Raw genomic sequence first — 17041 nt, 5'->3', positions numbered from 1 at the left:
CAAGGCGAATCGCTCGGAGATCGAACCCCGGGGCGCGCTGGGGTGGCCGGTCGATGCGAAGATTGCAGCCCGTGACATCAAATTGGGGTGCGGTGCTGGCCAGTCTGGTTCCGCTCGCGCTCGTGATCGCCGTTTCGCCGTTGACGGTCATCCCAGCGGTCCTGGTTCTACACGCGCCGCGGCCGCGGCCGACGGGTCTGGCATTCCTGGGTGGCTGGCTGTTGGGGCTGGCGGCGGTGACCGCGATCTTCATCGCGGGGTCCGGCCTGCTCGGCGGCCTGCACCGGACGCCGCCGGCCTGGGCGTCCTGGTTGCGGGTGGTCCTTGGTTCGGCGCTGATCTTGTTCGGCGGCTACCGCTGGCTGACCCGCCATGGACACGCCGAATCGCCGCGCTGGATGCGGTCGTTCTCGACGATTACGCCGCGGCGCGCCGGCATTACCGCGGCGGTGCTGGTGGTGCTGCGACCGGAGGTGCTGATCATTTGCCTGGCCGGCGGATTGGCCATCGGCACCAGTGCGCTCGGCGTTGCCGGTAAGTGGATATGCGCCGCGGTCTTCGTCGCCCTCGCCGGGAGTACGGTCGCCTTCCCGATAGTGGGTTACCTGAGTGCCGCCGATCGCCTCGACGAGCCGCTGACCCGGCTCAAAGATTGGATGGCGAAGAACCACGCCGCAATGCTCGCGGTCGTGTTGGTCTTGATCGGAGCGATGGTGCTCTACAACGGAATCCGTGCGCTATGACGTGCTTTCACCGGCGTCCGGGCTTGGCTGCCGCGATGACCGTGATGCCCAGCGCGACCGCGCCCACGGCGATCAGCGGCCGCCACCACTGTTCGCCGAGCCAGTAGATGTTGGCGCCGAGCAGCCCGGGATGGTCCGCGTCGCCGAACAGCCAGCTGCGTACGACGGGCGTTGCCAGCGCAAGCACCGCGCCGGCCAGAGTGACCGATAGCAGCGCAAAGAGCGACCTGCTGGAGAACTGCCATGTTCCCAGGACGATCAGATAACTACCGGTTCCGGCCATGATCAGGCCGGTAACGCCGAGCACCGTTGCCGATTGAATCGCGGTGGCAACACCGAGGATCAGCAGCATCACGCCGACCATGATCGTGGTCCGGGCAATACCTTTGGTCAACGACACCACCCGGTATCCACCGAGCGCCAGCGTTCGCAGGGTGACCACGGATGGTTTGAAAGCACTGGGAAGCAACCGAATTGAGCCCGCCGCCGCGGATGCGGTCGCGACGGCCTTCGCGAGGGTTTGCGCCATCAGCGGTGATCGCTTGTCGCTGGCAAACGTTTCGCCCGCGACCGGGTTCTCGTTCAGTAGAGCGTATTTGGCGTCCCCCGGTGTTGCGGCCAGCACCTTCTTGGCCCAGCTGCGCGACGTTGTCGGGCTCCAATCCGGCCGCTGTCCCGGCTGCGGGTCGATCACCGTGTCGGCCAGCGTGTCCAGCTCCTCGTCGAGGATTCGTCGGTGCCACGACTGCGCCAGCCACAGCGCGGTCAGCGGAATGCTCGTCGGCAACGGCATCGTCGGGTCGTCCAGAAATGCCAGCTCGTCGAGCACCATGGTTTCGGTCAGTAGCTGGTCAGGGCCGCCACCAAAGGTGGGCAGCCGGTAGCCCGAACGCGGAAACTCAGCTGCGCCCAGGGCCTTGAGCTGCCGCAGAAACCACTGCGACCGGCTCTCCGGCCCGGGCGTGCCGACCCGGGTCTGCGCAATCCAATGCACACGTCGTGGGTTCAGCAGGACATGAACGAGCCAGCCGGCTCCGTCGAGCCGTCCCCACATCCAGTCATTGATTCGCCAGGACCGCTTGTAGAAGGCGCCGAACTGATGGAACTGCATACCGGTGAGCTTCTGCTGGGCACTGCGGCAGTCGGGCGCGAGCAGACTGCGGGTATCGGCACTCACCTGCACGAGCTCCACCGGCTGCTCGATGCCCGAGTCTGCCGGCAGCATGGCCCGCTGTGTCGCGGCCAGATCGAACAATTTCGTCGCTATCGTCGTGGGGTCGTCCCCGGCCCCCAGGTAGTCCAGGTAGGTGTCGAGCGCACTGGGACCAACGCGATCGTGTGACGGCAACCCGCCTCGCTCGGCGCCAGCAGCCGCTGCGGCGCTGGCGCACAACCGCTTTAGCGTGCCATAGCCGTTGACCAACGCGTCGCCGAGCCGGTCCCAGGCGTCCTGTTGCACCGCTAACTGTTGGAGATAGCCGTCGGCGATCAAGGCCGCGGCATCCTTGAGCGACCCTTCGCGGATGGACGTGTTCTCGCATACCGCGCGAACAAGATCCCCCAGATCGACTGCGGTGGGCGACGGGCCAGCGGCATGGATGGCGCCGGTGAGCGCTGCCAATTCGGCGATATCGGCGTCCGACTTCGCCAGGTGGTATGCCGCCTGGGCGACGGCGAGCGCGCTGCCTTTGGCAAGCTCGTATGCCGGCTGCCCATACCGGGCGAGGTCGGCGGTGCTCTCGGGCAGCGGCTGGTGGGGCGGTTGCGACCAACAACTCAGTAGCGCCTCGGTGATGTGTTGGCGGCACGCCTTCTCGGTGTCGACTGCCGCCAGTTCGGGCTCCCAGCTCTTGGGAACCCGTTCGGTCGCGGTGCTCGACGCCGGTAGCCAGCTGCCGAGCTGGCGGAACAGCGCATCGGTCAGCTCGCGCGCATGTTTCTGCGCCTCCCGTGCCTGGTAGTCGGTCAGCAGCGGCGGTGTCAGTAGCCGAGAGCCGTGCGGCAGCGTCGCGGCCAGCTCGGCCAGGCGCAATTTCGCGTCGATCCGCGCCGCCGTGCGGTCCTGATGGCCGCGAATCGCTCGCAGGTCGGTCGCGATGGACTGAGTGGTGATCGCCCCCAGATCCCGCAGCAGGCTGGCGAGCAGTCCGAGCTGCTCGTCGGCGCTGTCCGGTGCCGCCTGTTGGATCAGGTTCGGTGGGGGTCCGGACGACGGCACGACGAACAGCAGCACCCGGCGCACCGGACGCCGGGCGGGGCGGTCGCAGATGCGTTTGAGCAACACGTCAATGGGCCGGTTGTCGAGCAGGCTGCCGTCGGCGACCCAGTGCGGCCGGGTGATATTGGCGTACGGCGCCATCGGTGGCCGGGCCGGGACAGCGCCCTGCGCGGGGGTCCCCTCCATGAAGGGCACGAACGAGGGCTCGAACGCGAGCGGAAACGAGGCTGAGCTGCGCGCGGCCAGCGCCAGGGCCGCGGCGATTCCCTTGTTCGTCAGGTCTGCCTCGGTGAACGTGAACAGGCCACGCCGGTTGACGTATTGGACGCGAGTGCCGAACGAGTCGGTGAAGCTGCTCGCCTCTCCGGACAGCAGGGTTGTCGTGATGTACAGGGTGGTCGACGGAATCCGGATACCGCCGGGAAACTCCGCGGGCGGGAACGGGCCGATCTCGAGTCTGGGCAGCTGCGTCGCCAGCGTGGCGAACAGCTTCTCGTCGCCGTACAGCAGGGACGGCGTGAACTCGTCTCGCGGGTCTCGCAACAGGTCGGTCAGGGACCCGAGATCGAGCCACAGGTCACGGAGCCCACCGAGGTCAGCGCCCGAGATGCGCGACGACGCAAGCAATGCCGCGTTGATGCCGCCCCCGCTTGTCCCGGACAGGATGTCGACGTCGACGATCATGTCGAGCAGGTCGATGAGTTGGGCATAGAGCCGCAGGGATGCCGTCGACTCGGTGGTGAGCCCGCTATTCGTCGGGAAGGTCCCGCCTGCCCTGCGCCATTGCGAGGCTTGCGCGAGCAGGTTGAGTTCGCGCGCGACGCCGGCTATCCAGACCGCGAGACTGACTCCGCCCGTCATCATCGTGGCGAGTCGGAGTTCCAGCGTCAGCTGGGTGACCGGTGTCGGCTTTTCGAATGCCATCGCGCACCCTTCAATGTCGGGGGCCGGCTGACCGAGCCGAGTCCCGGGGCTTAGATTAGCCAGCCGGGGCCGCATCAGAGCGTCTTAACATCAGCTGATGACGACTGCACCGGAATCGTTTTCGATCCAGGGGCCGGGCGGTGTCCGCATCGTCGCCGACCGATTGGGTGATCCGCGGGCGCGCGCCGTGGTGTTCCTGCACGGCGGCGGGCAGACCCGTCGCTCCTGGGGCCGGGCGGCTGCCGCAGTGGCCGAACGGGGTTGGCAAGCCGTCACCGTCGACTTGCGGGGCCACGGCGAGTCGGACTGGTCCGACGAAGGCGACTACCGCGTGGTGAGCTTCGCCGGCGATGTTCGGGAGCTACTGCGCGGCCTGCCGCCGCGCCCGGTGCTGGTGGGTGCCTCGTTGGGTGGGTTCACCGCGATGCTGCTGGCCGGCGAACTCGCGCGGGGCATCGCCAGCGCGGTGGTGCTCGTGGACATCGTGCCGAACATGGACCCGTCCGGGGCGAATCGGGTGCACGCGTTCATGGCCAACCGGGTGGAATCGGGGTTCGGTTCACTCGACGAAGTCGCCGACATGATCGCCGAGTACAACCCGCATCGCCCGCGACCGTCAGATCTGGACGGTCTGACCACCAACCTCCGCCGCCGCGGCGATCGCTGGTATTGGCACTGGGACCCGCAATTCATCAGCGGCACCGCGGCGTTTCCCCCGATCGAGGTCACCGACGCCGATCGTCTGTACGCCGCGGTCGGGGCGATCCTGGATGGCGGCGTACCCATGCTGCTCATTCGCGGCCAGATGAGTGACCTGGTCAGTCAGGAGCGCGCTGACGAATTTCTGTCCCGCTTCCCGCAGGTGGAGTTCACCGACGTGCGTGGTGCGGGGCACATGGTGGCCGGTGACCGCAACGACATCTTCGCCGATGCTGTCCTGGACTTCCTGGCCCGCCGGGTCGACAACGGGTGACCCCGGTTGCGGCCCGCCCACGCGTCGGCGCACGGCCGACCGGTCAGCGCTCGAGCGCCCGGGTGAGGAGATTCTTGATCTCGGCGGTGGACGTTTCCAGCGAACGGATGCGTTGGTTGGAGTCGTCGGCGGTGGCTCTCATCTCACCGGCGTAACCCCGAAGTACGTCGGCAAGCAGTTGCTGCGTTTCGCCGAAGGCCTTGATGGCCTCGACCATCGAACGGTAATCGGCCTGCGATCTCTCCACCGCCGCGACGCGCGCTTTCAGATTCGCCAGGACGCCGTCGAGATCCTCTGGTGTGGCCACGTCGGCATCGTAAGGGTTGTGCGGATTGATCGTCGGAATTTCCTCGTCGGCAGGGTCGGCGGTGCCGAGATCCGCAGCCGGCGGCGCGGGCGTCAGGAGGCCATTCCGGCGTCGACCAGGCTTTGCACTCCGCTGGCACAACCACGCAGGAAGTCGGCGTCATTGACCCCGGCGACGGCCTGCACCGAGGCCAGTTCCCTGGCGCAGACCTTGTGCACCTGGCTCGAGATGACGATCGCGTCGTCCGGAAAGCCCATGGCGCGCATTCTGCCGACCGTGAAACCGCCATCCTGGACCGCCTTGGTGTAGCCCAGCTGATAGGACGGGCCGGTTTCCGCGACGTCGGCAAAAGCGGGCGCGGAGGCCAGCAGGGCTGCTCCGGCGGTGGCGACGACGAGCAGACGCGAGAGCCGCCCGGCGGTGCGGCGCCGTTGTGACGGCAAGGCGTGGTTCGTGGTGGCTGCGCTGTCTGCCATGGCGTTAACCCCGATCTGGTCTGGTGAGGATCTCGTTTCGTGCGACGGGCCTCCGTGCCGTCTCAGTACCTCACGGTAGGTACATTACGTGTTGTGTTCCAAAAATGGAATACACTCCCGAAAAAAACATCAATGCCGGTATCCGGCCCGGTCAGGTTCCAATAGCGTGTCTGGATTGACGCGTTCCGGAACCGACACTATGTTGGTGGGATGCCAAGACTTAACCGAGCGGGTAAGGACCTTGGCCGCGTCCTGGAGTGGCTGCTCAACCGCGACGTTCCGGACAGCGAAATCGGTTCCGCACTCAAACTGCCCAAAGCCACCTACTCCCGGCGCAAGGAGGCCGACGACTTCCCCGACTTTGCCGAGCTCATCGCGGTCGGCGAGTACTTCGATCTGTCGCCGCGGGTGCTGCAGATCGCCTTCGGCTGGCGCGGCGAGGACGAGCTGATCCTGCTCGACGTCGACGAGATGCGCCAATACATGGAGCAGGCCGGTGTCGCGCTGTTCGGCAACGAGCGGATTCGCCGCTATATCGAGCAACGCGAAGGCGCCGACTACCCGTTGGCCGCGGCAATCCTGAAGATGGGCGCCAAGGATGCCAACCCGGCCGCCCAAGGAAACTGACCGGACTCACCCGGGCGCGTGTGCTACGAATCGGCCTCCAGCAGCTTCACCCGGGGTGTGGCCCGCTTCGGCAGAAACGACGCCGGGATAGCGATCATCGCGGTCAGCACCATGGCGACCCCGAACACCCCGGAGTAGGAGAGCGCGAGGTCGTCGGCGAGTTGCTCGTGGAAGTGGGGCGCGAGCACCGGCGACGGCAGCTTGGACAGGTCGGCCGACAAGCCCCGCCGGGCCGCGTGCTCCCGCACCGAGTCGGCTTGTCTGGCCGCGGCGATAGCGGCACTGCCGTTGAACCGGCTGGTGAGGATCACCGACATCAAGGCCGTGCCGACGGACGCGGCGACGTTGTGGTTGACGTTGAACAGTGTCGAGCCGTGGGCCACTTCACTGGAATCCAGCGTCTGCACGGCAGACCAGGTCACCGGAACCATCAAGCAGGCGGTGCCCAGGCCGAAAAGGCCGAGCCCGCTCAGCAGCACCGTGAGGTCGGCCCCCTGGCGGCGGATGGCGTGCGCGAACATGGCCATGCCCACGACGGTCACCGCAATGCCGACCAACACCACGCTGCGCGGTCCACGGGATTCCATCAGCCGTCCCACGATCGGGATCACCGCGGCAGCGGCCACCGTTTGCGGGATGAGAAGCAGCCCCGACTGCATGGGAGTCTTGCCGAGCACCTGCTGGAAGTACGCCGGAAACAGCAGGCAGCTGCCGAAAAAGGTGACGGCGAACAGAAATCGGGTCGCGTTGGCCGCCGCCACCGAGCGATACTTGAGCAGCCGCAAATCGATCAGCACACAGTCGGTCCGGCGCAGCGCGTGGGCCACGAAAGCGCCGATCAGCAGCACACCCATGGTCGCCGGTACCCAGACATGTGGGTCGGCGACGGTGCCGCGCTCCGGCAGCTGTGACACACCGTAGAGCAGCAGCACCAGCCCCGGTGACAGCAGCACCATGCCGACCAGGTCCAGCGATTCCGCAGGCAGCGAATCATCTCGGGGCAGCGTCACCACCGCCAGAACCAGGGTCAGCACCCCGATCGGAAGGTTGATCAGGAAGATCCACTGCCAGCCGAACGAATCGATCAGCCAGCCGCCCAGAATGGGCCCGGCGATGGGGGCTAACAACACGGTGATCATGCTGATCGTCATCACCCGGCCCAGTCGCGCCGGACCGGCCGCGCGCGCCAGGATGATCAGCTGCAGCGGCAACAGCATCCCGCCGCCGAAACCCTGCACCGCCCGAAAAGCCACCAACAGCGCGATATTCGACGCCAGCGCGCACAGCAACGATCCCGCGGTGAACATCAGCACCGACGCCATCAGGAGCCGCTTGGTGCCCAGCCGATTGGCCAGCCAGCCGGTGAGCGGAATCACCGCCGCCAGCGCCAAGGTATAGCCGGTCGACGCCCAGGCCACCACGGCCTGGTCCGACGCGAACTCTTCGATGAACGTCCGCTGCGCCACATTGACGACCGTGGTGTCCAGCGTGACCATCAGCGGAAGCATCATGCAGGTCACGGTGATCAGCAAAAGCCTGGAATCCAGCCGGCAGTCCGGACCGGGATCCGGTACCGCGGGGCTGCCGCCCGTGCGGGCATCATCGTCCAGACGCTGCTGACTTCTGGCAGGAGTGCTGGCTACGGTCGTCGGTGCGCGCGGTGGCCGACCCGCCTGGCGGCGCATCGTGTCACTGTATCTCCTGAAATGGCCGCGTAAGGCCATCTCTTTCCAAGGATTGGCCGGCGGCGCTGACCAGCACGCGCGCCACGCCCGGAGAAGGCATGCTGTAGTTGCGGTCTGGCTCGAGCAGTGCCGCGAGGAGGTGTGCCGTGGGTGACCGCGTCGATGCCTCCCGCCTGGTGGTCGGCCACGAGCACGAAGTGCGCCACCGGCTGCAGCGATGCGTTGCCGCACTGCGCCGCATGGTCGACGACGGCTGGTTCACCGGCCACCAGGACTCCATCGGCATGGAGGTGGAGCTTGATCTGGTGGACCCGTTGGGCCGGCCGCGGCTGGTCAACGATGCGGTCCTGGCCCACCTTGGCCGCACCGACATGCAGCATGAGCTGGGCCAGTTCAACGTCGAGCTGAACCTGGCGCCCCGCCGGCTGCACGGCAGCGTGCTGCGCGACAGCGAACGCGACCTCGCCGAGGTCCTCGACGGGTGCCGGGCACGCATCGAGCGGCTGGGCACCCGGCTGCTCGCGGTCGGCATGTTGCCGACGTTGAGCGCCGAGCAGCTCACTGTCGAGCGCATCTCGCACAACCCGCGCTACGAACTGCTGACCAGCCGGATGTCCGCCGCTCGGCAGCGGCCATTCCTGGTGCGCATCGTCGACGGCTGCGAGCCCGTGGAGTTCACCACCGATTCGGTGGCACCCGATGCGGCCACCACCAGCCTGCAACTGCACCTGCGGGTGGCGCCGGAGCGGTTCGCCGCCTACTACAACGCGGCCCAGGCCATTGCCGGGGCGCAGGTGGCGGTGGCGGCTAACTCGCCGTATCTGCTGGGCCGCCAGGCATGGCAGGAGACCCGCATCACCCTGCTCGAACAGCTGCTCGACACCCGCCGCCGCAACGAGGTGCGCGCCGGTGCGCCCGCACGGGTGCGGCTGGGGGACCGCTGGGTCGACGGGCCCGTCGAGCTTTTCGACGACCTCGTCCGGTTGTTTCCGCCGCTGTTTCCGATGCTGGAGGCCCAGGACCCCGATGCCGCCCTGCAGGCCGGTGACGCGCCTACCCTGCGCGAGCTTCGGCTGCACAACGGCACGGTGTGGCGCTGGAACCGACCGGTTTACGACGTCCAGGCCGGGCACCCGCAATTGCGCATCGAAAACCGGGTGCTGCCAAGCGGTCCGACCGCCGTCGACATGGTCGCCAACGCCGCCTTCTATTACGGGCTGGTCCGGTCGATCGCCGACAGCGACGCCGCGCCGTGGCGGCAGCTGCCGTTTGCGGCGGCCGAGCAGAATCTGCATCGCGGCGCCCGCGACGGGCTGGCCGCGCGGCTACATTGGCAGGGGGCCGAGCAGCCGGTCGAGCGGCTCGTCGGTGAGTGGCTGCTACCGGCCGCCGCTGCCGGGTTGGATGCCTGGGGAGTCGATCCGACCGACCGCGACCGCTACCTCGGTGTCGTGGCGGCGCGGGTGCGCACCGGGCAGACCGGAGCGGCCTGGCAGATCGGGGTGGTGCGCCGCCTCGAGGACCGCGGGATGCCGCGCATCACGGCGCTGCACGAGATGACCCGGCGCTATGCCGAGAACGCGCACACCGGCGCTCCGGTGCACGAATGGCCTTGAGCGGGAACCTAACTCGCTGCCACCGCGGTCGCCGGATGCCGCTGTGCCCAGGGGCGGGCTTCTTCGAGTTGCGCGGCCAGCTGCAACAGGTCACCGTCGGCGCCGAGCCGTCCGACGAACTGCACCCCCAGAGGCAGCCCCTCGTCAGTCCAATGCAACGGCACACTGATGGCGGGCCGCCCGGTCAGATTGGCCAGTTGCGTGTAAGGCACCCAGCCCAGGCTGTCCTGAATCAGCTGATCCAGAATCCCGCTGAGCGCCAACACTTTCCCAGCATGCAGCTTGCTCAGCACCCGGGCCACCGTCTGCAGGCGGGGTGACGTCGCCGTGGCGCCGACCGTAAGGGGTGGCGTGGCCAGGGTCGGGGTCAGGAAGTAGTCGTAGCTCTCGTGGAACGTCGTCAGGGATTGGATGTAGTTGTTGATGTTCTCCAGGGCCTGCATCGGCGCCAGCACACCGGCGGATCGCGCGAGCTCACACATGCCCAGCGTGTCGGCCTCGAAGTCACTGTCGCGGGCGCCGATTCGCGCTTTGATGTCTGCGACGTGGCGGTAGAGCTGAGCGAACCAGATGGTCAGAAAATCACGCGCCAGGGCGGCGTCGTCGTAGGGCGGCTTGACCTCCTCCACCCGGTGACCGAGGTCCTGTAGCAGCTTTGCCGCGCCGTCGACCGCGGCGACGGCCTCCCGGTGGGGGCGTGGGTTGATTGCCGACGACGTCGAGTAGCCGATCGCGAGGACGCCCGGACGATTCTTGATGTGTTCGGTGAACGGGGCGTCGGGGAGCCGAACCTGGTAGCCGGCACGGGGATTGGGTCCGACGATCGCGTCGTAGAGCCCGGCGCTGTCGCGCACGGTGCGGGACACGACACCCTGGACCGCCATGCCGAACATCGGTTCGCCGGTCTGCGGGCCGTAGGGGGACAGCCCGCGGCTGGGTTTGAGGCCGACGAGCCCGTTGCAGGCGGCGGGGATGCGGATCGACCCGCCGCCGTCGTTGGCCCCGGCTGCCGGCACGATCCCGGCGGCGACCGCAGCTCCCGATCCGCCCGACGAGCCGCCCGGGGTGCGCTGCAGGTTCCACGGGTTGCGGGCCGGACCCCAGTACTCGGGCTCGGTCACGCCCTTGGCCCCGAACTCCGGGGTGTTGGTCTTGCCGAAGATCACCAGGCCGGCGTCCAGGAACCGCTGGGTGATCAAGGCGTGCCGGTCGGCCACGTCGTTGGCCAGCGACCGGGATCCGGACGAGGTGGGAAAGCCCTGGTATTCCTGGTCGAGGTCCTTGATCAGAAACGGCACACCGGCGAATCTGCCCTGCAACCGCGGGTCGGCGGCTTGCCGGTCGGCGACCTCGTCGAGGCGACGAACGATCGCGTTCAACCGCGGATTGACCGCATCTGCACGTTGGCGCGCCAGGGCGAGAAGTTCGGCCGGGGTGACCTGTTTGCGTTCGACGAGCTCGGCCAGAGCCGTCGCATCCAGGGATAGGTACTCGTCAAGCTGCATTGACCGATCCTACGAGTCGGGCCGCTGCCGCGCCGTCCGGCTCGAAGCGCAGGGCCCACCGCAAGCCAGGAATCGCACCGACGCGGTGCCGACGGTCCGCCGAGGCGTCACCGCATTTCGGGGCGTCAGGTTTACGCGCTGCCAGAACGGGTAACCCCGGCGGATGCAGTGTGCCCGGAATCGGTAGCCGGCTGCGGATCGGGTGGCGAATCGGGTGGCGGATCGGGCGGCGGATAGCTGATACCCGCAGCGAGTCAGGGGAGACCATTGTGGAAAGACTGAGCGGGCTGGACGCCAGTTTCCTGTACCTGGAAACCGTCACGCAGCCGTTGCATGTGTGTTCTCTGCTGGAACTGGACACATCGACAATGCCGGGCGGTTACACGTTTGACCGGCTGCGCGACGCGTTGGGGATGCGGATCAAGGCGATGCCGCAATTCCGCGAGAAGCTGGCGGACAGCCGGTTGAATCTGGATCACCCGGTATGGGTGGACGACAACGCTTTTGATCTGGGCCGCCATCTGCGGTGCGTCGGCGTGCCAACCCCGGGCGGGCGGGCGGAGGTGGCCGAGGTCTGCGCGCAAATCGCCGCGGTGCCGTTGGACCGCGATCACCCGCTGTGGGAGATGTGGGTGATTGAGGGCCTCGCCGGCACGCCCGCATCCGCCGGTGGCCGAGTGGCGGTGCTGACGAAGGTGCATCACGCCGCGGTGGACGGTGTCATGGGCGCCGACCTGCTGGCACAGCTGTGCAGCACCGAACCGGACGCGCCTCCACCAGATGCGGTGGCCGGCGCCGGCGGTGCCCATTGGCTGCAGATTGCCGCGAGTGGGCTGGTGGGCTTTGCCGCCCGATCGTGGCGGCTTGTCAACGTGTTGTCGCTGACGGGTGCGTCGCTCGTCGAGACGGCTCGCCGGGCACGCTGCGGGCGAAGCATGGCGCGCCCGTTCGCCGCGCCGCCGACGGCGTTCAATGCCGCCGTAACCGCCCAGCGCAACATCGCTTACACACAACTGGAGCTCTCCGACATCAAGAAGGTCAAAGACCGGTTTGGCGTCAAGGTCAACGACGTGGTCATGGCGCTGTGCGCGGGGGTGCTACGGCGCTGGTTGTCCGACCGCGGCGAACTGCCGGCCAAACCGCTGGTGGCGATGGTTCCGGTGTCGGTGCGCGACACCTCCGGTCGGCCCGGTCATAACCAGGTCTCGGGGATGTTCTCGCGGTTGGAGACCCATATCTCCGATCCGGGCAGACGGTTACAGGCCATCGCGCAGGCGAATTCGCGTGCCAAGGACCATAGTTCGGCGATCGGAGCCACCCTGCTGCAGGACTGGGCGCAGTTCGCCGACTCGACACTGTTCGGTACCGCGATGCGGCTTTTCGCCAAGACCCCGCTGACGCATACACCGGTGCACAACGTGATCGTCTCCAATGTCGCCGGTCCTCAGGTCACGTTGTATTTCCTGGGCGCAAGGCTGACCGCGATCTATCCGCTTGGACCCATCTTTCACGGCTGCGGGCTCAACATCACCGTGATCTCGCTCAACGGCAAGCTCGATTTCGGCATCATCTCCTGCCCGCAGCTATTGCCCGATCTGGCGGTCCTCGCCGACGACTTCACTGTCGAGTTGCAAGAACTGCTCGCCGCTTCACCGCCCGGCACCTGAGGTGATCTCCGATGTCGACGCCGATGTGGTAGAGCACTTCGGCGATGAGCACCGGGTCGTGTCTGGTGTCGGCGGCGGTCCGCTCAGCGACGGTCACGATGTCGGTGAAAAGTCCTGATCTGGAGGGCATTTCGGCTCTGGCAGCCACCGCGATGACCGGCTTGGGGGCGGCGCGCCGGGCGACGACGGCAGGTCCTGCTGAGGTCGACGGCGCCGGAGACGTCCACCCGACGGATTCGGTTGAGCGCGTGGGCCTCCGGTGTGATCGGTTGGCCACCGCTGTCGTGGAAGGTGTAGCCCAGCGCGGCGAGCAAACCGGCGCCTCCGTCGGTGCTGGCGCTGCCGCCGAGCGCGAGGACAATGCGGCGCACACCCAGGCCCACGGCGTGCCGGATCGCTTCGCCAAATCCGTAGCTCGAGGCGGTCATCGGGGCCAGTACATCGCGCGGCAGCGTGGCTAATCCGCAGGTGTTGGCCACTTCCACGACGGCGGTTTCGGCGTCGACAGCGATCGTGGCGGTGTGCGGCCTACCCAGCGCGTCGGCGACGGGCCACGGGTGTGGCCGCATTCCGGCGGCCACTGCGGCGGCGACGCTGCCGTCGCCGCCATCGGCCAACGGCAGGGTCACGGTATGCACGCCGGTTGCGGCCAGGCCGTGGGCGAGGTTGTCGGCGACCTCGGTGGCCGACAGGCTGCCCTTGAACTTGTCAGGTGCGATGAGTGCCCGCATGCTGCGCTCCGGTTGCGACCAGTGCCGGTGTGGCGGCCTCAGCACCCAGCTCCGGTAGACGAATGCGCTTGCCGGCAAGCACCTTTCGGGCGCGATCCAGGTCGAGTTCGCCGTTCCACCGGGCCACGAACAGGGTGGCCACCGCGTTACCGATGAAGTTGACCAGGGCTCGGCATTCGGCCATGAACTTGTCGATCCCGAAGATCAGCATGATCCCGGCGGCCGGAATGTGACCGACGGTGCTCAGCGTCGCGGTCAGCGCGATGAACCCGCCCCCGGCCGTGCCGGCCGCGCCCTTGGACGTCAGCAACATGACTGCCAGCAACCCGATTTGCGCGCCGACGCTGAGGCGGGTGTTGGTCGCCTGGGCGACGTAGACCGCGGCCAGGGACAGATAGATCGCCGCGCCGTCGAGGTTGAACGCGTAACCGGTCGGCACGATCAGCCGCACGGTGGCCGCGCTGACCCCGGCCTGTTCGAGCTTGCGCATCAACCCCGGCAGCGCGGGCTCGGCGCTGGAGGTACCCAGGACCAGCAGCAACTCCGCCCGCAGGTAGCCCAGCAGGTGAAAGATGTTGAGCCGCAAATACGCCATCACCGAACCGAGCACCACCACCACGAACAGCGCCGACGTGACGTAGAACAGCAGGATCAGGCCGGCCAGACTGGTGAGCGCGTGGACGCCGTACCCGCCGGCCGCAAACGCCATCGCGCCGAATGCCCCAACCGGTGCCAGCTTCATGAGGTAGGACAACACTTTGAAGACCACCGCGGTCAGCCGGTTGACCGCGTCGAGCACCGGTCCGCCGACCTGGCCCACCGCGTTGAGCGCCACCCCGAAAAGCACTGCGAGAAAAATGATCTGCAGCACGTTGCCGTCGACGAACGGGCCTACCACGCTGCCGGGAACGAGGTGGGTCAGCAACTCCCACACGTGATTGCCTCCGGTGACCGGCTTCGGCACCGAGTCGACGGCGGGAGTCTTGCCCGGGTCGGCGTTGACGCCCTCGCCGAGACGGCACACGTTGATCGCCAGCAGCCCGGTGACCATCGCGACGATGGTTCCGGCCTGGAAATAGGCCAGCGCCTTCACGCCGGTCAAGCCGACCTTCCGCAGGTCCGCGACGCCGGCGATGCCCCCGACGATGGTCAGAAACACGATGGGCCCGATCAGCATCTTCATCGCGGTGACGAACGTGGCGCCGAGCGGCTCCATCGCCACCCCGGTGACCGGCGCCAGCCAGCCCACCACGATGCCCGCCGCGATGGCGACCAGCACCCAGAAATACAGCTGCCGGTACCACCGCGTGTTCCCGGGTGCGGGCATGACATGACTTCCCGTGTCCATCGGCGGTGCGGGTCAGGCCGCGCTGCGGAGAGAAGTCAGTGCCGCGATCACCGCGTCGGTCATCTCGTCGGTGGTGGCCGTGCCGCCGATGTCGCGGGTCAATATGCCGCTGCCGGTGGCGATTTCGATCGCTGCTTCGACGCGCCGAGCCGCGTGGTGCAGCCCGAAGTGATCGAGCATCAGCGCGGCGCTGGCGATCGCGCCGATGGGATTGCTGATCCCGCGCCCGGCGATGTCGGGTGCCGAACCGTGGACGGGTTCGAACATGCTGGGAAAGCGCCGTTCGGGGTTGAGGTTGGCGCTGGCGGCCACGCCCAGGCTGCCGGCCAGCGCCGAGCCCAGATCCGACAGGATGTCGGCGTTGAGGTTGGACGCCACGACCACCGACAGGTCTTCGGGGTGCAGAACGAACTTGGCGCTCATCGCGTCCACCAGCACGCTCTCGTGCGCCACGTCGGGATAGTCCTGGGCGACCCGGGCAAAGACCTCGTCCCACAACACCATTCCGTACTGCTGGGCGTTGGACTTGGTGACGCTGGAGACCTTTTTCACGCGCCGGGTGCGGGCCAGGTCGAACGCGAACCGGATGATGCGCTCGCAGCCCTTGTCGGTGAACAAGGCGGTTTGCAAGGCCACCTCGTTGCCTGGCCCACGACCGCTGAGATTGCGCCCACCCAGTCCCGCATACTCGCCTTCGCTGTTTTCCCGGACGACCACCCAGTCCAGCTCGTGGTCGTCGGCGTTACGCAGCGGTGAGAGCACGCCGGGCAGGAACTTGACCGGCCGGACGTTGGCCCACTGGTCGAAATTCTGGGTGATGTTCAGCCGCAGTCCCCACAGGCTGATGTGGTCGGGCACGCTGGGCCAGCCGACGGCGCCGAAGTAGATGGCGTCGAACGCCTGCAGGGCTTCCAGCCCGTCGGCGGCCATCATCCGCCCGGTCCACTCGTAATGCTCGCAGCCCCAAGGGAACTCGGTCCACTGGAACGCGAACCGCCCCGACTGGGCCGCCACTGTGTCCAGGACCCGCCGCCCCGCGGCGACAACTTCCTGGCCTACGCCGTCACCGGGAATTGCGGCGATCTTGAAAACCTGCCGTGTCGGCCCTGTCATGGGAAGCCTCCGTTCGCTGACTCTGTGGTTCCTGCACAGTCCATTAGCGGGGCGCACCTGGGCCGGCGTCCAAGACCAAGATGCGATCCGCGGTATAGGCTGCGCCTATCGAAGGCCTATCGAAGCTGATCAGAGGAATAGCCATGGATGTCAGACAGCTCAAGTTCTTCTTGGCGGTCGTCGACTACGGCGGCTTTGGCAAGGCGGCCGAACAGCTGATGATTGCTCAGCCGTCGTTGTCGCAGGCCATCGCCGGGTTCGAACGTGAACTGGGGATGCCGCTGTTTCACCGCGTCGGTCGCGGGGTGGTGCTGGCCGACGCCGGCAAGGCGTTGGTGGGTCCGGCCCGGGTGGTACTGCGCGATATCGACGAGGCAACCGCGGTCATGCGGGAGCTGAAAGGGCTACGCGGCGGGCGGGTCGACCTGATCACCATGCCCTCGCCGGGCATGGAACCGCTGACGACGATCTTGACCGCGTTCACCGGCGACCATCCCGGTGTGACCGTCAACGTGGCGGGCGGGTTCACTCCGCAAGAGATTCTGGACAGCGTGCGCAGCGGCGCAAGCGAGATCGGGGTGCTGGGATCTGCCGAACCCACCCGTGCTGCCGACCTCGACGTCGTTGCACTGGAAAACCAAGCGCTGGTACTGATTTCGCGATCCGATGACGACGGGCCGACGGGCCCGACAATGCGGCGCGAAGACTTGGCCGGGTTTCGGCTGATCGTGTCTCAGCGCGGCTCGTTGATGCGCGCGCTTGTCGACGACGTTCTGGCCGAGGGCATTACGGCCAGCATCGTCGCCGAGGTTGCCCACCGCACCTCGATCCTGCCGATGGTGCTCAATGGAATCGGCCGGGCTGTCATGCCGTCGTCGTGGACGCGGGTGGCGCAGCGCGCCGGCGCGCGAGTGCAGCGCATCGTTCCCGAGACCTGCCTTTACGTGGCAGCCGTCAGCCGACGCAGCCACCTGAGCGCCGGCGCCGCCGCGCTGATGGACACGGCCCGCCGCTACAGCGAGCTGGCACCCGGGCCGACGAAGTTCTAGCCGGGTGAACGTCGACCCCAGGCCGGCTGGGCCGGCGATCTACCTGACCGGACGTCTCT

General features: G+C 67.4%; 14 protein-coding genes. 6 read left to right on the top strand and 8 right to left on the bottom strand.

The window, feature by feature from the left end; all coding sequences use genetic code 11:
- Window positions 1-53: 53 nt before the first annotated feature.
- Window positions 54-743 (top strand): GAP family protein, encoded by a 690-nt coding sequence (locus MKAN_RS10985; protein ID WP_023368268.1) that lies wholly within the window; start codon window positions 54-56, stop codon window positions 741-743.
- A gap of 7 nt (window positions 744-750) precedes the next feature.
- On the opposite strand, the gene MKAN_RS10980 is transcribed toward MKAN_RS10985, so the two are convergent.
- Window positions 751-3885 carry a patatin-like protein gene (locus tag MKAN_RS10980; protein ID WP_023368266.1) on the bottom strand — a complete coding sequence of 1045 codons (3135 nt, stop codon included), beginning with the start codon at window positions 3883-3885 and terminating at the stop codon, window positions 751-753.
- A 97-nt stretch (window positions 3886-3982) separates the two neighbouring features.
- On the opposite strand from MKAN_RS10980, the gene MKAN_RS10975 reads away from it, so the two are divergent.
- Window positions 3983-4858, top strand: coding sequence for an alpha/beta fold hydrolase (locus MKAN_RS10975; RefSeq protein WP_023368264.1), 876 nt, complete (start codon window positions 3983-3985; stop codon window positions 4856-4858).
- A gap of 43 nt (window positions 4859-4901) precedes the next feature.
- On the opposite strand, the gene MKAN_RS10970 is transcribed toward MKAN_RS10975, so the two are convergent.
- Window positions 4902-5165, bottom strand: coding sequence for a hypothetical protein (locus MKAN_RS10970; RefSeq protein WP_023368262.1), 264 nt, complete (start codon window positions 5163-5165; stop codon window positions 4902-4904).
- A gap of 92 nt (window positions 5166-5257) precedes the next feature.
- Complete coding sequence (locus MKAN_RS10965; RefSeq protein ID WP_023368260.1) at window positions 5258-5641, bottom strand: hypothetical protein; 384 nt, start codon at window positions 5639-5641, stop codon at window positions 5258-5260.
- Window positions 5642-5851: 210 nt separating this feature from the next.
- Here MKAN_RS10965 and MKAN_RS28780 point away from each other — a divergent pair, with 210 nt between their 5' ends.
- The gene (locus tag MKAN_RS28780) at window positions 5852-6268 is read left to right on the top strand and encodes a hypothetical protein (RefSeq protein ID WP_023368258.1); all 417 of its coding nucleotides are present in this window, start codon (window positions 5852-5854) and stop codon (window positions 6266-6268) included.
- A gap of 23 nt (window positions 6269-6291) precedes the next feature.
- Here MKAN_RS28780 and MKAN_RS10955 read toward each other — a convergent pair whose 3' ends face one another.
- Window positions 6292-7953, bottom strand: coding sequence for a DHA2 family efflux MFS transporter permease subunit (locus tag MKAN_RS10955; protein WP_023368256.1), 1662 nt, complete (start codon window positions 7951-7953; stop codon window positions 6292-6294).
- A gap of 146 nt (window positions 7954-8099) precedes the next feature.
- Between MKAN_RS10955 and MKAN_RS10950 the strand changes: the two genes are divergently transcribed.
- Window positions 8100-9569 carry a glutamate-cysteine ligase family protein gene (locus tag MKAN_RS10950; protein ID WP_023368254.1) on the top strand — a complete coding sequence of 490 codons (1470 nt, stop codon included), beginning with the start codon at window positions 8100-8102 and terminating at the stop codon, window positions 9567-9569.
- 8 nt (window positions 9570-9577) lie between these two features.
- On the opposite strand, the gene MKAN_RS10945 is transcribed toward MKAN_RS10950, so the two are convergent.
- Window positions 9578-11074, bottom strand: coding sequence for an amidase (locus tag MKAN_RS10945; RefSeq protein WP_023368252.1), 1497 nt, complete (start codon window positions 11072-11074; stop codon window positions 9578-9580).
- A 269-nt stretch (window positions 11075-11343) separates the two neighbouring features.
- On the opposite strand from MKAN_RS10945, the gene MKAN_RS10940 reads away from it, so the two are divergent.
- Window positions 11344-12741 (top strand): WS/DGAT/MGAT family O-acyltransferase, encoded by a 1398-nt coding sequence (locus tag MKAN_RS10940; RefSeq protein WP_023368250.1) that lies wholly within the window; start codon window positions 11344-11346, stop codon window positions 12739-12741.
- Between the two features lie 83 nt (window positions 12742-12824).
- Here MKAN_RS10940 and MKAN_RS10935 read toward each other — a convergent pair whose 3' ends face one another.
- Genes MKAN_RS10935 through MKAN_RS10925 form a run of 3 tightly spaced genes read right to left on the bottom strand, consistent with a single transcriptional unit; the run spans window position 12825 to window position 15933 of the window.
- Window positions 12825-13472, bottom strand: coding sequence for a glycerate kinase (locus MKAN_RS10935; protein WP_023368248.1), 648 nt, complete (start codon window positions 13470-13472; stop codon window positions 12825-12827).
- A complete protein-coding gene (locus tag MKAN_RS10930) occupies window positions 13450-14799 on the bottom strand; it encodes a cation:dicarboxylate symporter family transporter (protein ID WP_080674227.1) in 1350 nt (449 codons plus the stop codon). The genes MKAN_RS10935 and MKAN_RS10930 overlap by 23 nt, the downstream gene beginning before the upstream one ends.
- A gap of 33 nt (window positions 14800-14832) precedes the next feature.
- On the bottom strand, window positions 14833-15933 hold the full coding sequence (locus MKAN_RS10925) for a tartrate dehydrogenase (RefSeq protein ID WP_023368244.1): 1101 nt from the start codon (window positions 15931-15933) through the stop codon (window positions 14833-14835).
- Between the two features lie 143 nt (window positions 15934-16076).
- Here MKAN_RS10925 and MKAN_RS10920 point away from each other — a divergent pair, with 143 nt between their 5' ends.
- The gene (locus tag MKAN_RS10920) at window positions 16077-16982 is read left to right on the top strand and encodes a LysR family transcriptional regulator (RefSeq protein WP_023368242.1); all 906 of its coding nucleotides are present in this window, start codon (window positions 16077-16079) and stop codon (window positions 16980-16982) included.
- Window positions 16983-17041: the final 59 nt, after the last annotated feature.

Origin of the sequence: Mycobacterium kansasii ATCC 12478, from assembly GCF_000157895.3 — a bacterium.
Lineage (GTDB): Bacteria > Actinomycetota > Actinomycetes > Mycobacteriales > Mycobacteriaceae > Mycobacterium > Mycobacterium kansasii.
Note: the sequence above shows the minus strand (reverse complement) of the source record. Positions and strands in the feature narration are given on the sequence as shown.

Bases quoted from the DNA above. Each gene is read 5' to 3' on its own strand.
- MKAN_RS10930 (WP_080674227.1), bottom strand. From the start codon at position 14,799: ATGCCCGCACCCGGGAACACGCGGTGGTACCGGCAGCTGTATTTCTGG.
- MKAN_RS10975 (WP_023368264.1), top strand. From the start codon at position 3,983: ATGACGACTGCACCGGAATCGTTTTCGATCCAGGGGCCGGGCGGTGTC.
- MKAN_RS10920 (WP_023368242.1), top strand. From the start codon at position 16,077: ATGGATGTCAGACAGCTCAAGTTCTTCTTGGCGGTCGTCGACTACGGC.
- MKAN_RS10955 (WP_023368256.1), bottom strand. From the start codon at position 7,953: ATGCGCCGCCAGGCGGGTCGGCCACCGCGCGCACCGACGACCGTAGCC.
- MKAN_RS10935 (WP_023368248.1), bottom strand. From the start codon at position 13,472: ATGCGGGCACTCATCGCACCTGACAAGTTCAAGGGCAGCCTGTCGGCC.
- MKAN_RS10985 (WP_023368268.1), top strand. From the start codon at position 54: ATGCGAAGATTGCAGCCCGTGACATCAAATTGGGGTGCGGTGCTGGCC.
- MKAN_RS10980 (WP_023368266.1), bottom strand. From the start codon at position 3,885: ATGGCATTCGAAAAGCCGACACCGGTCACCCAGCTGACGCTGGAACTC.
- MKAN_RS10925 (WP_023368244.1), bottom strand. From the start codon at position 15,933: ATGACAGGGCCGACACGGCAGGTTTTCAAGATCGCCGCAATTCCCGGT.
- MKAN_RS10945 (WP_023368252.1), bottom strand. From the start codon at position 11,074: ATGCAGCTTGACGAGTACCTATCCCTGGATGCGACGGCTCTGGCCGAG.
- MKAN_RS28780 (WP_023368258.1), top strand. From the start codon at position 5,852: ATGCCAAGACTTAACCGAGCGGGTAAGGACCTTGGCCGCGTCCTGGAG.
- MKAN_RS10965 (WP_023368260.1), bottom strand. From the start codon at position 5,641: ATGGCAGACAGCGCAGCCACCACGAACCACGCCTTGCCGTCACAACGG.